Raw genomic sequence first — 18,339 nt, forward strand, 5'->3', positions numbered from 1 at the left:
ATCATTTAAAATAAAAAGTATGAGTACTCCTATTGTCGAAGTCAAGCATTTATCCCATCGTTATAGTGTCGATTGGGCCATTCGCGATATCAATTTTTCTATTGAAAAAACAGGAATATTAGGTCTGTTAGGGTCTAATGGAGCAGGTAAATCCACCACTATGAATATCATCTGTGGAGTTTTAAATCAAACGGAAGGGGATGTATTTATCAATGGCATCGATCTACGAAAAAATCCGGTTGAAGCCAAAAAACATATTGGTTTCTTACCTCAAAAGCCACCTCTCCATCCAGACTTGACTGTCGACGAATATCTCATACACTGTGCCACATTGCGGAGAATAGAGAAATCAAAAGTTCGTGAAGCCGTAGAAATAGCCAAAGAACGTTGCGCTATTGCCCATTTTAGCAAACGGCTGATAAAAAATCTTTCAGGCGGATATCAACAAAGAGTAGGAATTGCACAGGCTATTGTACATAATCCTCCATTCGTAGTACTTGATGAACCTACAAACGGGCTTGATCCTAACCAAATTGTCGAAATACGCAATCTGATTAAAGAAATTGCTGAAGATCATTCTGTCCTACTCTCCACTCATATCCTGTCGGAAGTGCAAGCTACCTGCAATGATATTCGTATGATTGAACATGGTAAAGTCGTATTTTCAGGTAGCATGAAAGACTTTGACAACTATGTGGTTCCAAGTAGTTTCACCGTTACATTTGCCCTTCCCCCTTCTATAGAAGAACTAGCAAAGATAGAACATGTGTTGAATATAGAAGAACTCTATCCCGGTACATTCCGGATACGCTTTGATGACGATGAAAACATAACTGAACGAGTAGTAGCCTTAAGCATACAAAACGGATGGCGGCTGAAAGAAATCACGATGGAACGCTGCTCTCTTGACATAATCTTTGCACAACTATCGGGAAAACTTAAAAATAATATCTAACATGACGGATTTAAAGATTATAATGCGTATTGCCCGAACCGATCTGGCCATTTTATTCTATTCGCCGATTGCATGGTTCATATTGATTGTTTTCTCATTCCTGACAACATCAAGTTTTACGTCATTAATGGAGAATATAGTGACCGACTATGATCTGTCAGGAGGCAAAGAAGTTTCTTTGAGCGGTATCTGCTTCTTAGGTAGTTACGGTTTTTTGTCCTCCGTCGTATCAAACATATACATCTATATTCCATTGTTGACAATGGGACTCATCAGTCGCGAAACGGCATCGGGTTCAATCAAACTGGCATATTCATCCCCAGTCACCAGTGGTCAGATCGTATTGGGTAAATATCTTGCAGCCATCGGATTTGGTTGCTGTCTGATGCTTGTCCCGATAGCCAGTGCTATTTATGGCAGTTTGGTAATCCCTTCTTTTGATTGGGCTCCTGTACTAGTCGCCCTTCTAGGACTCTATTTATTAATATGCGCCTATTGCGCTATCGGGCTCTTTATGTCCTCACTCACGACTTATCAAGTAGTAGCAGCAGTTGGGACACTTATTGTATTAGCCATACTGAATTTTGTAGGAAATATCGGCCAGGAATACGATTTTATACGCGAACTGACTTATTGGCTGTCAATAAACGGAAGAACAATCGATATGCTGAATGGAGTAATTCGGAGTGAAGATGTGATTTATTTCGTGGTCGTAGTAACCCTTTTCCTGACATTTACCACTTTCAAACTTACATCCGACCGACGAACTATCAGTCGTTTCCGGCAAGCAATCAGTTATCTGGGATTTTTTGTCGCAGCAATGGCAATTGGCTATTTCACTTCACGTCCGGGAATGATCAAGGTATGGGATACAACACGCACAAAACTAAACTCACTTACCGAAAATAGCCAACACGTATTAGCTAAATTGACAGGACCGGTAACTATTACCAATTATGTTAACCTACTTGATAACAAATCATATCGCTACCTCCCTATCATGAAGAAAGCGAATGAAACAATCTTCGAACCTTATTGTCTCGCTAAACCGGACCTGCAAGTGAAATATGTCTATTATTATGATTTCGCCCCCAACGGCGTTGCAAATAATCCTAAGTTTCAAGGCAAAACAGTAGATGAGATGCGTGATTATATGACCATGATTTATAACTTGAATCCTCATTTATTCAAATCTCCGGAAGAAATCCGCCAAATCATCGACCTGCGTGAAGAACAAAATACATTTGTTCGCATTATGGAAACGCAAGATGGAAAACGTACCTTCATCCGTGATTTTGAAGATATGGATGCAACGCCATCCGAAGCGGAAATTACAGCAGCCATCAAAAAGATGATTTCAACTCCTCCCACTGTTGCCTTTATCAAAGGAGACGGTGAACGTGAGGTGTCCAAATCCGGTGACCGCGATTATAGCAACTTCTCCATTGAGAAATATTCTAGAGCCGCCTTAATTAATCAAGGCTTTGATGTCTGCGAGATCGACATTTCTCACGGAGACACCATTTCTTCCCTAATCAATATCGTGGTCCTTGCAGAAATGAGAACCCCGCTTACAGAAAAAGGAGAAAATCAACTGGAGGCTTACCTGGCTCGTGGAGGTAATTTATTTATTCTCACCGATACAGGCAGGCAAGAAGTTATGAATCCTTTTTTAAGCAAATTCGGTATCAAAATGGAAGAATACCAACTGGCACAATCTTCCGTTGATTTCTCTCCTAATCTGATTCTAGCCAAAGCAACCCGTGAATCGGAAAAACTTACATTCGGATTCAAAGAAGATTTTCTCCAATATGATTTACGCGTCTCTATGCCCGGATGTGTAGCCCTTACATCCTCCGACAACGATTACGGCTTCCAATATACTCCGATTCTTGAAACAAACGCCAAAGGTGTATGGATTGAAAAAGAACAAACAGATTTACAGGAATTGCCAGTAGAATGTAATGCTTCGGCAGGAGAGAAAGAACAAACCTATATCACAGCCTATGCCCTTTCACGCCAACTGAAAGATAAAGAGCAGCGTATTATCATCTCTGGTGATGCAGATTGCATAAGCAACACCGAACTGACTCTTTCACGCGAAGGATATAGATCAGGAAACTTTAATCTGATTATCGAAAGCTTCCGCTGGCTTTCCGGAGGAGAATTTCCGATCGACGTACGCCGTCCCCATTGTACCGATAACAAACTTTCGATCGGAGTGAAAGATATTGGTACAATGAAAACTATTTTCATAATCATTATACCAGCTATCCTCTTACTTATAGGAGTTGGCATCTGGTTTTTCCGCAGAAGAAATTAATAAGAGAAAAAGATGAACTTAAAACTTATACTTAGAATAGCCCGTACCGAACTAGCGGTACTCTTTTACTCACCGGTCGCATGGTTGCTACTGATTGCATTTACATGCCAGGTAGGATTCGATTTTATGAATATCCTGACGGAAATAGTAAAAATAAAAGCATTGGGCAACACGATCACTTTCAGTGTCACAGCCGGTTTTGTCCTTGGTCTCAAAGGAATATATGAAGTAATTCAGGAAACGATCTATCTGTATATTCCTTTATTAACCATGAACTTGATGAGTCGTGAATATTCATCAGGCTCTATCAAACTACTTTATTCATCACCGATAAATAGTATCCAAATCATTACCGGCAAGTTTGTATCAATGGTGGTATTCGCCCTGATCTTTGTCATCATCCTTGCCCTACCGACAATCGTAATGTTTATCTCCGTGCCGCATGTCGATATTACACTTATCTTGGCGGGATTGTTATCCATGTTTCTGTTGATACTGACCTATTGTTCTATCGGTCTCTTTATGACCACACTCACATCTTACCAGGTTGTGGCAGCTGTCGCCACCCTTTCCGCATTAGCATTTCTCAATTATGTGGGAGGAATTGGGCAGGAGTCCATATTCTTTAGAGAAATTACTTATTGGCTATCCATTAAAGGACGTGCCAGTGAGATGGTTGGAGGATTGATATGTAGCGATGACGTTATCTATTTCCTTGCCGTAATTTTATTATTCCTCTGGCTATCGGTCATTAAACTGAACAATGAAAAAACACACCGTTCACTCCTTTCAAAAACAATGCGCTATGCCTTAGCTGTATGTACCATTATAGTTATCGGCTTTGTCAGTTCCCGTCCGGCAATGATGGGCTTTTATGATGCTACCCGCAGCAAACAACGTACACTTTCGGAAGAAAGTCAGAAAGTGATGAAGCAATTATCCGGACCTATGACAATCACAACTTACGTCAATATTTTCGATAAAGAATTTGATGTCGCTTCTCCAAAAGAGCAAAAAGAGGATATGGCACGCTTCAAAATGTACACACGTTTCAAACCGGAGATAAAGATGGAGTATGTTTACTATTACTCCACACCGAAAGACAGTGCCCTTTATCGCCAATATCCGAATAAGAACATTCGTGAGATAGCTTATGAAGTTGCCAAGAAAAAGAACTTCAATCCCCAAAAGCTGAAAAGTGCCGAAGAACTGAAAGAAAAAATAGACTTGGCAAAAGAAAACTACCGATTTGTGCGTGTTGTTGAGCGTGGATCCGGTGAACAAGCCCGCCTTCGCTTGTTCGACGATATGGAATATCACCCTTCTGAAACAGAAATCTCCGCAGCATTGAAGAAAATGCTTGTTACTCCTGTGAAGGTAGGCGCCATCACAGGACATCAGGAACGTTCCACCACTAAAAAGGGAGATCAGGATTACTCACTTTTTGCCACACATGGACGCTTTCGTTATTCCATGATTAATCAAGGTTTTGATTTGGTGGAACTGAATCTGAAGGATATGAATGATATACCAAGTAATATCAATATATTACTTATCGCTGAAATGCGTTCTTCCATGAGTTCCAAAGAACAAGAAATCATAGATCGTTTTCTTGAACGCGGAGGTAATATGATGATTATGGGAGACGTCGGACGTCAGGAAGTAATGAATCCTTTACTCCGGAAAGTTGGTTTAAAACTGTTGCCGGGAATCATTGCACAACCTTCTGATGTTAATCCCGGAGACCTCGTTCTCGCGAAAGCTACCCAGATAGCCGCCGACAGTATAGGAGGCTTCTACAAACGTATGGTTGACAGGCAGACGCATAGCGCAGTCACCATGCCATCGGCTGTTGCTCTGGAAGTTGTCGATACAACAAAATTCCATCCAATAGTTTTATTACAAAGCAACGCTCAACAAACATGGATTGAGTATCAAACAAAAGATTTTGTGAATGATTCCCTTTCTTTGGACTCTCTTCAAGGTGAAAAGCTAGGAGCCTATCCCACGGCAATAGCGTTAACCCGCAAGATAAAAGGCAAAGATAAAAAACAACGGATCATTGTGTTGGGTGATGCAGACTGTTTCAGCAATGCCGAACTACAAAAAAGCTCAAGACCGGGTATCTATTCATTCAACTTCAATATGATTCCCGGTTCATTCCGTTGGCTATGCTATAATGAATTTCCGGTATCTTCTTCCAGAGCCCCTTATCTCGACAAAGATATCAGCCTGACTCCTATGGATCTATCCACTATCAAAATTATCTATTGCTATGGCATTCCATTTATTATTGGTCTGTGTGGCATTTGGATATGCTGGAGAAGAAGAAAACGATAAAAAGAAAGAATAGAGAAACTTCCGGCAAGCAGATTTTGTGCCTGTCGGAAGTCTAATTCTTTCATAAACTCCTTCAAAACTATGCCTTCAACCGCATCACAAACCGACTTCCCTTCCCCAATTCACTCTCTACCGTCAGCGTACCACCATGAGCTTCCACAAAATCCTTCGAAATAGATAATCCCAAGCCACTGCCTTGTACTTTCGTTCCGGGTACACGGAAATAACGGTCGAAGATGCTTTTGTGATAACGCGGGTCGATACCCTTTCCAAAATCCTGAACATAGAGTTCGATCATATTTTCATCCTGTTTGGCACCGATAATCACACGCCCGTTTTCTTTAGAATAACGGATAGCATTACTTAGCAGATTTGTCAATACCCAGGCAATCTTTTCACTGTCGACAAAGAGTTTGCCGATTTTCTCTTCCGGATATTCCACTTCTATCTGGATATTAAACTTATCCGCTTGCACCTGATTAGCTTTGATCGCATATTCGATCAACTCAATCGGTTTGGTGATCTTCGGCATAAACTGTAGTTTTCCGGCTTCCACCTGGGTCATGTTAAGCAATTCTCCGGTGATACTCAACAAACGCTCGCTATTCTCCTTGATACTCTTAGACAGTTGCTCCTGTTCATCATTCAATGCACCGACACGCTTATCTTCCAACAGCTGGAGGCTCATCATAATAGCAGCAATCGGAGTCTTCAGTTCATGAGATATCGTCGAGATAAATGTAGTCTTGGCAGAATCCAGTTCCTTAAATTCCGTGATATTCTTTAATAAAATAACATCACCCAGTTTGCGAGGTTCCCCTTTTTCAGCCTCCGTATTAATGATAGGGACATAAGAGGCCTTAAAGTAACTCTCTTTGTCGTCAGCATATATCTTCAATGGTTCCTTCTGCTCGCTTGGCGTCACCAGTTCACGGATCAACCGCCGCAACAGGTCATTCTTCAAAGCCAGTTCCTCCGCCGATTGACGAATCACATTCTCCCGTTTCAGATTCAAGACATTGAGTGCTTTCTCATTGATAAACAGAATTTCACGCTCCATATTCAAGCCGATCACCGGATCATCTATACTGTTTACAATTGCTTCAATAAATTTCTTTGCAGAAAGAATATCCGACAAAGTACTGGCACGATATTCGGTCAAACGCTCCGCCATCCGGTTAAAACTATCCGCCACATCCCGGAATTCTTCATTATTATTCATCTGCAGACGCTTCTCATAATTATGATTGGCTATTTCAAGAATTCCCTCTTTCAGTTCTTTAATAGGCTTACTGATAGTACGGGGCAACCAATAAAGCAATATCAGTCCGGTCAAGATACAGATTCCTCCCGTTACGGAAATCCATAACAAAGCACGTTCCAATCCGGGCGTAGCAGCAGGACTATCAGGTTCTGTCGCTGTCAGAATTTGAAGATTCACAACTGAAAGTGTTACCAGCAAAATAATCATTCCGGCCAGCATTCCGATACCGAGAATCAGTTTCGTTTTAATATTCATAACGTTCATACGATTAATATTATGCAAGTATAATCAAATCTACATTAGCTTGTGACAAATTATTTAAAAACTTTCTATATCCCAGTATAGAACAAATAGCGTATGGCAACCTTAAATTAGGAGTTCCCATGCAAACAGTCGATATCTGTTTCTCTTTACAAACCTTGACGATGCTCCCCAAAATATCCTTCGACTGCACCTGCACCACCTCTCCCCCAAGTTCCGCCACAAGCTTAAAATGGTTCAACAGATACCGTTGACTGGCTAGATCAATTCTATCCATACTCTCTTTCGGAGTCTGAACATACAGGGCTATAAAAGTAGTATTATACCGGGTTGCCAACTTTGCCGCCTTTCTGATAATTCGCCGAGGTGTTTTCTCATGACTACTGATACAAGCCATAAATTTCTCGTGCCGAAGTCCGACGGCTACTCCCATCACCACCTCATTCTCCACCTTTTTTTCTACCCGCAACGCTACTTCCTTCAAAGCCAACTCACGTAACTGAAGAATATTCTCTGTCCGAAAGAAATTGTCCAATGCCGTCTGAATCTTTTCCGGACGATAGATCTTTCCCGCTTTCAAACGTGCAATCAGTTCCTCTGCCGTCAAGTCAATATTCACCACCTCATCCGCTTCCTGAAGCACACTGTCGGGCACTCGTTCTTTCACTTCAATACCCGTAATCTCCTGCACTTCTTCATTCACGCTTTCGATGTGCTGAATATTGATTGCCGAGATCACATTGATTCCCTCATCCAGCAAAGTTATCACATCCTGCCAACGTTTCTCGTTCAAGCTACCTTCTACATTCGTATGAGCCAGTTCATCCACAATTACAATTTCTGGATGGACACGGATAATCGTATCCAGATCCATTTCTTCCAATTCTTTCCCCTTATAGAAGATTTTGCGACGCGGAATGACAGGGAGCCCTTGCAGCAATGCTTCCGTCCCGGCACGTCCATGAGTTTCGATATAGCCGATTTGCACGTTCACACCGTTCTCCAGCAGTTCATGCGCCTCCTGAAGCATACGATATGACTTTCCCACACCGGCTATCATACCGATATAGACCTTGAATTTGCCCCGGTGGGACTTCTTTATCAGATCCAAAAAATACTGTACACTATGTTCTCTATCATCCATTACGTCAATCTGTTATTTTAAACATCCTAACCCGTAGTAATCATCACGATCACCACGGGTTTCACAAAAATTCATGAGTTTATTTTATGGCCTTAAAGTTACGCCAAATACTAAATGGGCGTCCTCCAAACGTGGATTCCATATAGCCTGTACAAATATAGGCAATGAAAACTTATCATTAAAATTTATTGCTTTCGTTGCTTTCAAAGCTAGGTTCGTCACTGCAAACCCATTCACATTATACTGCGGAGTCTTATAAGGAACCACTCCACAAGTAGCATTCAGATCAACTCCTTTCACACTGAACGGATAATTCAGTTCTACGTAAGAAGAGTATGCCTGCTTTTCCTCCCCCTCATCAGTCGTTTTTCTGTCAGCACCGGCAAACATGGTATACCATGCGATAGATAACGGGAACTTTTCAATAGGAAGCGTATAAGCTAACCCTGCTTCAAAATGATGTCCGGTGTCTCCACTTTTAAAATGGAAATAATTATTGGTAAGTTCTCCATTAGCCACATCAGCTTGTCCGTCCCACCAAAGAGTGGCTACAGAAAGTGTCGGTCCCGCTTCACCAAACTTATAAGCTGCGGTTAGGTCAATTTCTTTATTACTCTCACTCAAACTGGTTGAGCCCCATGCAGTAAGCGAGAAATTACCTACGCTAAATCCCAAAGTCGGCTGAAAGGAAGCGGCTCCCCCCTGATAAATACCACGCCATACATACGAACTTACCAAATCACCTTGTATAGTAAACTCTTGTGCTTGTGCATTGCTAGTTCCCAACATACATACGGCTGCTACAGCCATTGTTCCTAAAATACTCTTTTTACTAAAAAAACTTTTCATACTTTTTATCTAATTCTATTTTATGTTCCTGTAAAAAAGCAGCGCCCCATCCAACCCTGTTAATTTGAACCGCGGCATAACCCAAACGGTCCGGACAGGAACGCTGCTCAATCTTCATCTACTTATTGCTTTCCTCTAAAGCGATATTCAATTTCAAGACATTCACCTTTTCTGTTCCCAACAACCCCAAAAACGGTTTTTCTATGCTTTTATCAACAATCGCTCTTACTTGTTTTTCTGTTAATCCACGTGCTTGTGCTACTCTCTTCACTTGTACATACGCACATTGAGGAGTGATATTAGGATCCAGTCCCGAACCACTGGCCGTAACCATTTCGGCAGGCACATCCGCACGATTCAAATAAGGATGATGTACAAGGAAAGTATCAATACGCGCTTTCACTTCATCCAGATATTCTTGATTCGTAGGCCCTTTATTACTACCTGCGGAACTCGTCGCATCATACCCGTCACCGGCAGAAGAAGGACGTCCCCAGAAATAAATATCTTTTGTAAACATCTGACCCACATTGGCCGCTCCCACTACTTTCCCATCCAGCGTAGCCACCTCGGCATTTCCTTTATTAGGACCTGCTACCTGTGCGAACACCCACAGGATAAGGATATAGAACACGGAGAAAAAGACACAAAAAGCAAGTGTTATTTTTAAAGACTTCAATAAAGTTTTCATTGCTATTGTTTTTTAATTAAAAGAATAAACCTACTACTAAATCTATCAATTTGATTCCCACGAAAGGAGCAATCACACCACCCACACCATAGATCAGCAGATTACGGCGAAGCAAAGCACTTGCACCTATCGGTTTGTATTGCACACCACGCAAAGCCAGCGGAATCAGAATCGGAATAATAATCGCATTAAAAATGACTGCCGAAAGAATGGCGCTTTCAGGACTATGCAGATGCATGATATTCAGAGCAGCCAGTTCAGGAATAGCAATCATAAACAAGGCAGGAACAATTGCGAAATATTTGGCCACGTCATTGGCAATAGAGAAAGTAGTCAGCGTACCACGTGTCATCAACAATTGTTTACCGATTTCCACAATCTCGATCAATTTCGTCGGATCGTTATCCAAGTCGACCATATTACCGGCTTCCTTTGCTGCCTGTGTACCGCTATTCATGGCTACACCCACATTGGCTTGTGCCAGAGCAGGAGCATCGTTCGTTCCGTCTCCCATCATTGCAACCAATTTACCAGCCTGCTGTTCCTTCTTGATATATTCCATCTTATCTTCCGGTTTAGCTTCAGCGATAAAATCATCCACACCGGCTTTTTCAGCAATATATTTTGCAGTTAACGGGTTATCCCCTGTCACCATGACCGTCTTCACTCCCATTTTACGCAGACGTTCGAAACGTTCCTGAATACCCGGTTTGATAATATCCTGCAACTCAATGACACCGGTCACTTTCTTGTTTACACATACTACCAACGGCGTACCACCATTGCTAGAGATAGAAGAGATGATCTCTTCCACTTCTTTCGGAAATTCATTTCCTTCACCTTCCACCATCTTACGGATAGCATCGAAAGCACCTTTACGAATCTGTGTTCCATCTGCCAAGTCTACTCCCGAACATTTAGTTTCAGCCGTAAACTTAATCATACGCGCTCCCGTTGTATTCAGGTTACGCATACGGATGCCCGACTCGCGTCCCAGTTCTACGATAGACTTACCCTCCGGCGTTTCATCGGACAAGGAAGACAACAGACAAGTCTCCACAAAATCGTGCAAATTGACACCCGGAGCCGTATGGAAATGAGTTGCTTTACGGTTACCGATTGTGATAGTACCTGTTTTATCCAGCAACAACGTATCAATATCACCGGCAGTCTCTACTGCTTTACCGGATTTAGTAATCACGTTGGCACGAAGCGCGCGGTCCATACCGGCAATACCGATAGCAGAGAGAAGTCCACCGATAGTTGTCGGAATCAGACACACAAACAAAGAAATAAGCGAAGCAATGGTGATGACCGTATTACTATAGTCGGCAAACGGTTTCAAGGTAACACACACTATGACGAAAACAAGCGTAAAACCTGCCAACAGAATAGTCAACGCAATCTCATTCGGGGTTTTCTGGCGGGAAGCACCTTCTACCAGTGCAATCATCTTGTCGAGAAAACTTTCTCCCGGTTGAGTAGTCACCATTACTTTTATATGATCGGACAATACCTTCGTACCACCCGTTACAGAACTCTTATCGCCACCTGCCTCACGAATAACCGGAGCAGACTCGCCGGTGATAGCACTTTCATCAATAGAAGCCAAGCCTTCAATAATCTCACCATCGGAAGGAATCACGTCTCCGGCCTCACAAACAAATACATCTCCTTTCTTCAACTGTGAAGAACTGACAGTAACGATTTTATTGCCTTCCACTTTCTTAGCCGGTGTCTCTTCACGAGTCTTACGCAAGCTATCGGCCTGTGCTTTACCACGTGCTTCGGCAATAGCTTCAGCAAAATTGGCAAACAACAAGGTTGCAAACAGAATGATAAACACGGCAATATTGTAAGCAAACGAACCTTGTGAAGAGTTTACAATGGAGTAGAGCGTTACGAGCAGCATGACCACTGTAGCCACTTCTACTGTAAACATAATCGGGTTCTTTATCATCATCCGCGGGTTCAGTTTCACGAATGACTGTTTCAAACTTTCTATAACTTGCTCCTTTGGAAACAAAGAAGCTGATTTATTATCTTTCATATCTTCTCTAATTCAGTATTACAAACTTAAATGTTCAGCAATTGTGCTCAATCCATGTACCGGGAAGAATGACAGCGCAGCAATAATGAAGATAACCACAAATGTCATGACTCCGAAAGTCAAAGTATCGGTCTTCAATGTGCCGGCACTTTCCGGAATGAATTTTTTCTGTGCCAGTAACCCGGCAATGGCAACCTGTCCGACGATAGGAATAAAACGGCTCAAAATCAGAACGATACCACACGTGTAATTCCAGAAATAAGTATTATCTCCCAAACCTTCAAAACCGGAACCGTTATTGGCAGCACAAGAAGTGTACTCGTAAAGTTGCTCACTTAAACCGTGGAATCCCAAATTGTTCAACCATCCACCTTCACTTTCCACAAAATCAGGGTGGTGCACATAAATATAACTTGAGAGTGCTGTAAATACCAAAATTACAAACGGATGAAGCAGAGCTACAATCGTAGCGATTTTCATTTCGCGGGCTTCCACTTTCTTGCCGAGAAATTCCGGCGTACGTCCTACCATCAAACCGCTGATAAACACTGTAATGATAATAAATGTATAGTAATTCATCCATCCTACACCTACACCGCCAAACCAGGTGTTAATCTGCATATTCAGCATCTCCATCATTCCGGACAGCGGCATAGTAGAATCATGCATACCATTCACAGAGCCATTAGAGGTTACAGTAGTTACAATACTCCATAATGCCGTTGCTCCGGCCCCCAAACGAACTTCTTTACCTTCCATCGCACCATTATCCTGCGCAATTCCCAATTCATCAATGCGTGGATTACCGCCCATTTCCTGACTGACATTAATACATACACCTACCAGAAAAGCGAAAAGCATTACTCCGAATATACTGTAAGCCAACTTCTTTCTGCGGGTATAGAATCCTAGCGCAAATACCATTGCCATCGGGATAATCAGGATAGACCAACATTCTGCCATATTAGTAAGATAAGTCGGGTTTTCCAACGGATGAGAAGAGTTTACACCAAAGTAACCACCACCATTCGTTCCTAATTGCTTGATAGGAACAATTGCAGCCGTAGGACCTTGAGAAACCATTTGTTCCTGGCCTTCCATCGTAGTCACTTTCATCTTACCATCAAATCCCATCGGGGTTCCCTGAAGAATCAGGATAAAACCTACAATCAGAGAAAGAGGCAATAAAATACGTGTACAGCTTATTACCAGAAATTGCCAGAAGTTACCAATCGTTTTGGTTGTTTTTGCAGCAATACTCTTCATAATACCTGCCATAGCAGCCATACCTGTTGCTGCGGTAATAAACTGGAATAGCATGATGACGAACAGTTGAGTAAAATAAGTCAGTCCGCTTTCACCGCTATAGTGCTGCAAGTTACAGTTCACCATAAAACTAATACAGGTATTAAATGCCTGATCCGGAGTCTGCGGTCCGTTGCCGTCCGGATTTAAGGGCAACCATCCTTGTGAAACCAAGAGTACCATTCCCCAGAAAAACCAGAAAGCATTCAAAATCAACAATGCTTTCAGGAATTGTTTCCAGTTCATTTCTTCATTGGGGTCGATTCCACAAACTTTATAAATGACTCTTTCGATAGGAGCCATAAAATCAGACCAGGTCTTTTCTCCTCTGTAGACCTTAGCAATGTATTTTCCCAGTGGATAAGCCAGAATCACCATCAAGGCTATCTGAACAACCACGCCTAAAATTTCTGTATTCATATACTTTTTACCTTAAACTGTGTGTGTTACTTTAAAACTTTTCGGGTTTGACGAGCACGTACATCAAATAACCGAAGATCGCAATACCTAATACGAATAATGCTGTGTACATAATCAATTCTCCTTTTTCTTTAAATATTTTCAAACCAGTCTACACATTTCCAAAATAGCCAGAAACAAGCGAAACCGCTTAACAGGCAGAAAATAAATGATAGTGTTATTCCCATGTTTTTACCTTTTAAATGATTACTATTATTTTTTTACTCGCCACCCTTCATGCCAAATGCGTGCCACACAAAACACACAACAGATAACAGACTAATATTCAACAAAATACACATCACAAGAAACTTTCTATCCATCCAACATACCCTTCCATTTTGAAAAAAGGATTCTATTTTGAAAAGCTTTGTACTTTTCCAGAATTTCAGAAGAGAAAAAATAAGCAAATTATCACTTTGAAAGGGGGATTTTCATTTTGAAAAGGCAAGAGAAGGAAACATAATACTTATAATACACTGATAATAAGAGATTAACAACTAATATAGGTCTATTGGTATATGCTTTGCAAAGAGATAGATATGAAACTTTATATTATTGCAAACAGATTACCTGTCAAAGTAGCCGGCACAAACGGTAAATTCGCATTTTCGCGTAGCGAAGGCGGACTGGCAACAGGTTTGGATTCTCTTCAGACTTCTTATGAGAAGCACTGGATAGGTTGGCCCGGAATATGTGCCAATGAAGAAAAGGACCAACAGGAGATTAACGAGAAACTACAGGAAATGAATTTTCATCCGGTCTTCTTGTCGGAAAAGCAAATTGAAAATTACTACGAAGGATACAGTAACAGTACTATCTGGCCTTTATGCCATTACTTTTATGCTTATACCTTATATAAGAACTGTTTTTGGCAATCCTACCAGCAAGTCAACCGTCTTTTCTGTGAGGAGATTTGCCGACTGGTACGTCCCGGCGACAAAGTATGGATACAGGATTATCAGTTGATGCTACTTCCGGGAATGTTGAGGAAAATATATCCGGAACTCTGTATCGGATATTTCCATCATATCCCGTTCCCTTCCTACGAACTTTTTCGTATTCTGCCGGAGCGCGCCGAGATACTGAAAGGCTTATTAGGAGCCGACTTCATTGCTTTCCACACCCACGACTATATGCGTCATTTCATCAGTGCTGTAGAACGTGTATTACATCTCGATTTTAAATTGGATGAAGTACAGATCAACAACCGGGTGACCAGAGTAGAGGCATTACCAATGGGAATCAACTATGAATCTTATCATAAGGCCTCGGAAAATAAAGAAGTGCACCAAGCTATTGAACGTACCCGGAAACTTTTCGGCGAGCATAAACTGATCCTGTCAGTAGACAGACTGGATTACAGCAAAGGCATATTGCACCGTCTTCGTGGCTTTGCCACCTTCCTCGAACATCATGCTGAATATCACGGTAAAGTTACATTGGCAATGGTCATTGTCCCTTCACGCGACCATGTAGGCAGTTATGCGGAACTAAAAACAAAAATTGACGAAGAAATCGGCTCTATCAACGGACGTTACTCCACAATGAACTGGACTCCCGTCTGTTATTTCTATCATGGCTTTTCACTGGAAGAACTGACTGCCATGTACTATGTGGCCGACATAGCCCTCGTCACTCCACTTCGGGACGGAATGAATCTGGTAGCCAAAGAATACGTAGCTACCAAATGCGACAATCCCGGTGTACTTATCCTTAGCGAAATGGCAGGTGCCGCCGTAGAATTGACGGACGCTATCCAAATCAACCCGAACGATACAGAACAAATAGAAAATGCTATTTGCCAGGCACTTGAAATGCCCGAAGAGGAACAAAAACAACGCCTGCAACGTATGCAAAGCATTCTGTCCGTACAGACAGTCAACAAATGGGCAGCCGACTTTGTCAATGAACTGAACGCGACATGTATGAAAAATGATATGTTACGGAAAAAACGCATCGTAGCTGCCACCATCGCACAAATCAAGCTCAAGTATAACCAAGCCAAACAACGCCTGATTCTGCTGGACTATGATGGTACACTGACGGCTCTCAAACCACGTCCCGAGGATGCACAACCTACACCGGAACTCATTTCTATTCTACAACAACTGGCTAGCGATCCCGCCAATCATATTGTTATCAATAGCGGGCGGGATCACTTTACATTAGAAAAATGGCTTGGCTCCCTTCCTGTGTCTATGGCTGCCGAACATGGGGCTTTCTACAAAGAGAACGGGGTTTGGCATAAAAACATAAAGAAGATAGAATGGGGAGCAGGTATTCTCTCTATTCTTCAAATGTTTGTAGACCGTACTCCCCGTTCCCATCTGGAAGTGAAGGAAACTGCCCTGGCATGGCATTATCGTGAAAGTGACGCATGGCTCGGCACATTAAGAGCCCAACAACTCGTCAACACGCTGATTTCGCTCTGTACCCGGCAGAAACTACAAATTCTACAAGGAAATAAAGTGATCGAAATCAAATCACCGGATTGCAATAAAGGTTCGGAGGTGGGGCGTCTGCTAGCCAACAGACGTTATGATTTTGTTATAGCGATGGGAGACGACACTACAGATGAAGATATGTTTCAGGCATTGCCGATGAGCGCTATCACCATTAAAATAGGTAGCGTATCCGAAGCCGCCAACTATCACCTGTCTGCCCAATCTGACGTACTTCCTTTCTTACGGTCTTTACTAGGCAAACAAAAAACTGCCACAAAAGAAGGAAGTATTAAGAATCGCCTGACTTTCGCTTTCGACTTTCTCAAAGATCTATTAAAAACTCAATAAAAAGCAATCAATATGAATAATTTAAATTATGGAGTGATAGGTAACTGCCGAACGGCAGCTCTCATTTCGCAGAACGGAAATATCGAATGGCTCTGTTTTCCCGATTTCGATTCTCCTTCTATTTTTGCCAGTATGCTCGACCGGGAGAAAGGAGGAGCTTTCGGATTCGAAGTTTCCGGAGACTATCGCATCACACAAAATTATGTCCCCCACACCAATATTCTTTCTACCCAATTCTCCTCCGATGAAGGAGAATTCGTAGTGCTCGACTATATGCCCTGCTATCGTTCACAAGACGAAACAGGGCATTATTTACCTGCCGAATTATACCGCTACATACATTGGATAAAAGGGAAACCGCGTTTCAAGATCAACTATCATCCGGCCCCGAACTATGCGCAGGGACAAGTGATCCTTAATATCACTCCACAGTATATCGAATCCTACTGCTCCTTTGACAACAAGGACAGACAATATTTATATGCTTCCCTGTCTCTTCAGGACATCAAAGAGAAAAAAGAAATCATTCTTGAGAAAGACGAATTTCTCCTGCTCTCCTATAACGAGAAAGTGATCCCAATCGACATAGAAAGGGAGAAAATAGAATATTGCCGTACGCTGGTATATTGGCTGAACTGGACAGACAGAAGCAAGAAATACACTCTATATAATGACGTAATCGAACGGAGTTTATTGGTTCTGAAACTAATGTCCTACCACAACGGAGCTGTGCTGGCAGCACTAACGACAAGCCTTCCGGAAGCTGTAGGAGAAGTGCGCAACTGGGATTATCGTTTCTGCTGGCTTCGGGATGCTTCCATGTCCATCGAAACCATGTTTCAAATCGGACATACCGGTGCAGCCAAACGCTTTATGAAATTTATCCAATCCACATTCGTTTCCAAACATGATTATCAAATTATGTATGGCATCCGGGGCGAGCACCAACTAACCGAAGTGATACTCGACCATCTATCCGGTTATAAGAACTCCAAACCTGTACGAATAGGAAATGATGCATACCATCAGAAACAAAACGACTCTTTTGGTTACCTGATGGACCTGATTTACCAATATTATCGCCTCATGCCCGGCACACTGGATGAAATTGAAGACATGTGGGAAATGGTAAAGACCATTTTAGCAAAAGTAGTAGAAAACTGGAGAAAGCCCGATAAGGGAATCTGGGAGATCCGGGGAGAAGGACAACACTTTGTTTCTTCCAAAGTGATGTGTTGGGTAGCTTTAGATCGCGGAGCTAAAATCGCTCAAATGCTTAACAAATATAATTATAGCGAACGTTGGCAACTGGAAGCCGAAAAAATAAAGAAAGATGTGATGAAATATGGCTGGAATAAGGAACTTCAAAGCTTCACACAGACATATAATAATCAAGCAATGGATTCCTCATTACTATTGATGGAACCCTATGGATTTATAGAAGCAGATGATATACGCTATCATAAAACAGTGGAAGCAGTCAAGAAAGCCCTTTTCCATAAAGGACTTATGTATCGCTATAACAGCAAAGACGATTTTGGGTTGCCTACTTCTGCTTTTACGATTTGTACATTCTGGCTTATACGGGCATTGTTTGTAACCGGCCATAAAGAAGAAGCACGCTGCCTGTTTGACGAAGTTCTGAAATATTCCAATCACCTCGGATTATTTAGTGAAGATATTGATTTCGAAACCAAAGAACAGTTGGGCAACTTCCCGCAGGCATATTCACATCTAGCATTAGTAAATACAGCTATTTTATTTGCAGAAGAAGAGAAGAGGTTATCTTTTATCCGGCCTTAGAGAAGGCCCTAATTCAGAAGTGATAAAAAAACAGAAAGCCCCTTGATTCAAAATGAATCAAGGGGCTTCTTAAAAACGGCGGCTACCTACTCTCCCACTG

General features: G+C 41.9%; 12 protein-coding genes. 5 read left to right on the forward strand and 7 right to left on the reverse strand.

Annotated features, from left to right (window positions below; genetic code table 11):
* Positions 1 to 19 precede the first annotated feature (19 nt).
* From DWZ47_RS26575 to DWZ47_RS26585, 3 genes are read left to right on the forward strand one after another with little or no spacing between them, the layout of a single operon-like run.
* Entirely contained in the window at positions 20 to 955 is a 936-nt protein-coding gene (locus tag DWZ47_RS26575) for an ABC transporter ATP-binding protein (protein WP_008999065.1), read from the forward strand.
* Between the two features lies 1 nt (position 956).
* Positions 957 to 3,278, forward strand: a complete 2,322-nt coding sequence (locus tag DWZ47_RS26580; RefSeq protein ID WP_117515268.1) for a Gldg family protein — start codon at positions 957 to 959, stop codon at positions 3,276 to 3,278.
* A gap of 12 nt (positions 3,279 to 3,290) precedes the next feature.
* Positions 3,291 to 5,618 carry a Gldg family protein gene (locus tag DWZ47_RS26585; RefSeq protein WP_117515270.1) on the forward strand — a complete coding sequence of 776 codons (2,328 nt, stop codon included), beginning with the start codon at positions 3,291 to 3,293 and terminating at the stop codon, positions 5,616 to 5,618.
* 79 nt (positions 5,619 to 5,697) lie between these two features.
* On the opposite strand, the gene DWZ47_RS26590 is transcribed toward DWZ47_RS26585, so the two are convergent.
* The 7 genes from DWZ47_RS26590 to DWZ47_RS31430 form a co-directional block, all read right to left on the reverse strand.
* Positions 5,698 to 7,137: an ATP-binding protein gene (locus DWZ47_RS26590; RefSeq protein ID WP_032849834.1), complete on the reverse strand. Its 1,440-nt coding sequence runs from the start codon at positions 7,135 to 7,137 to the stop codon at positions 5,698 to 5,700.
* A gap of 19 nt (positions 7,138 to 7,156) precedes the next feature.
* On the reverse strand, positions 7,157 to 8,287 hold the full coding sequence (locus DWZ47_RS26595) for a sensor protein KdpD (RefSeq protein WP_004309023.1): 1,131 nt from the start codon (positions 8,285 to 8,287) through the stop codon (positions 7,157 to 7,159).
* Between the two features lie 84 nt (positions 8,288 to 8,371).
* Entirely contained in the window at positions 8,372 to 9,136 is a 765-nt protein-coding gene (locus DWZ47_RS26600) for a hypothetical protein (protein ID WP_004306399.1), read from the reverse strand.
* Positions 9,137 to 9,254: 118 nt separating this feature from the next.
* On the reverse strand, positions 9,255 to 9,827 hold the full coding sequence (locus DWZ47_RS26605; protein WP_004306397.1) for a K(+)-transporting ATPase subunit C: 573 nt from the start codon (positions 9,825 to 9,827) through the stop codon (positions 9,255 to 9,257).
* Positions 9,828 to 9,843: 16 nt separating this feature from the next.
* Positions 9,844 to 11,877, reverse strand: a complete 2,034-nt coding sequence (kdpB, locus tag DWZ47_RS26610; protein ID WP_004306396.1) for a potassium-transporting ATPase subunit KdpB — start codon at positions 11,875 to 11,877, stop codon at positions 9,844 to 9,846.
* Positions 11,878 to 11,895: 18 nt separating this feature from the next.
* Entirely contained in the window at positions 11,896 to 13,602 is a 1,707-nt protein-coding gene (gene kdpA, locus DWZ47_RS26615) for a potassium-transporting ATPase subunit KdpA (RefSeq protein ID WP_117515272.1), read from the reverse strand.
* A gap of 31 nt (positions 13,603 to 13,633) precedes the next feature.
* Entirely contained in the window at positions 13,634 to 13,714 is an 81-nt protein-coding gene (locus DWZ47_RS31430) for a potassium-transporting ATPase subunit F (RefSeq protein WP_073343870.1), read from the reverse strand.
* Positions 13,715 to 14,162: 448 nt separating this feature from the next.
* On the opposite strand from DWZ47_RS31430, the gene DWZ47_RS26630 reads away from it, so the two are divergent.
* A complete protein-coding gene (locus DWZ47_RS26630) occupies positions 14,163 to 16,436 on the forward strand; it encodes a bifunctional alpha,alpha-trehalose-phosphate synthase (UDP-forming)/trehalose-phosphatase (RefSeq protein WP_182281660.1) in 2,274 nt (757 codons plus the stop codon).
* 12 nt (positions 16,437 to 16,448) lie between these two features.
* Entirely contained in the window at positions 16,449 to 18,239 is a 1,791-nt protein-coding gene (locus tag DWZ47_RS26635) for a glycoside hydrolase family 15 protein (protein WP_004323567.1), read from the forward strand.
* Positions 18,240 to 18,339 lie beyond the last annotated feature (100 nt).

This window comes from Bacteroides sp. AF32-8BH (genome assembly GCF_003435205.1).
Classification (GTDB): Bacteria; Bacteroidota; Bacteroidia; order Bacteroidales; family Bacteroidaceae; genus Bacteroides; species Bacteroides ovatus.

What these genes read in the sequence shown, in the direction of transcription:
- DWZ47_RS26575 (WP_008999065.1), top strand. Translation starts at nt 20, where the DNA reads ATGAGTACTCCTATTGTCGAAGTCAAGCATTTATCCCATCGTTATAGT.
- DWZ47_RS26580 (WP_117515268.1), top strand. Translation starts at nt 957, where the DNA reads ATGACGGATTTAAAGATTATAATGCGTATTGCCCGAACCGATCTGGCC.
- DWZ47_RS26585 (WP_117515270.1), top strand. Translation starts at nt 3,291, where the DNA reads ATGAACTTAAAACTTATACTTAGAATAGCCCGTACCGAACTAGCGGTA.
- DWZ47_RS26590 (WP_032849834.1), bottom strand. Translation starts at nt 7,137, where the DNA reads ATGAATATTAAAACGAAACTGATTCTCGGTATCGGAATGCTGGCCGGA.
- DWZ47_RS26595 (WP_004309023.1), bottom strand. Translation starts at nt 8,287, where the DNA reads ATGGATGATAGAGAACATAGTGTACAGTATTTTTTGGATCTGATAAAG.
- DWZ47_RS26600 (WP_004306399.1), bottom strand. Translation starts at nt 9,136, where the DNA reads ATGAAAAGTTTTTTTAGTAAAAAGAGTATTTTAGGAACAATGGCTGTA.
- DWZ47_RS26605 (WP_004306397.1), bottom strand. Translation starts at nt 9,827, where the DNA reads ATGAAAACTTTATTGAAGTCTTTAAAAATAACACTTGCTTTTTGTGTC.
- kdpB (WP_004306396.1), bottom strand. Translation starts at nt 11,877, where the DNA reads ATGAAAGATAATAAATCAGCTTCTTTGTTTCCAAAGGAGCAAGTTATA.
- kdpA (WP_117515272.1), bottom strand. Translation starts at nt 13,602, where the DNA reads ATGAATACAGAAATTTTAGGCGTGGTTGTTCAGATAGCCTTGATGGTG.
- DWZ47_RS31430 (WP_073343870.1), bottom strand. Translation starts at nt 13,714, where the DNA reads ATGTACACAGCATTATTCGTATTAGGTATTGCGATCTTCGGTTATTTG.
- DWZ47_RS26630 (WP_182281660.1), top strand. Translation starts at nt 14,163, where the DNA reads ATGCTTTGCAAAGAGATAGATATGAAACTTTATATTATTGCAAACAGA.
- DWZ47_RS26635 (WP_004323567.1), top strand. Translation starts at nt 16,449, where the DNA reads ATGAATAATTTAAATTATGGAGTGATAGGTAACTGCCGAACGGCAGCT.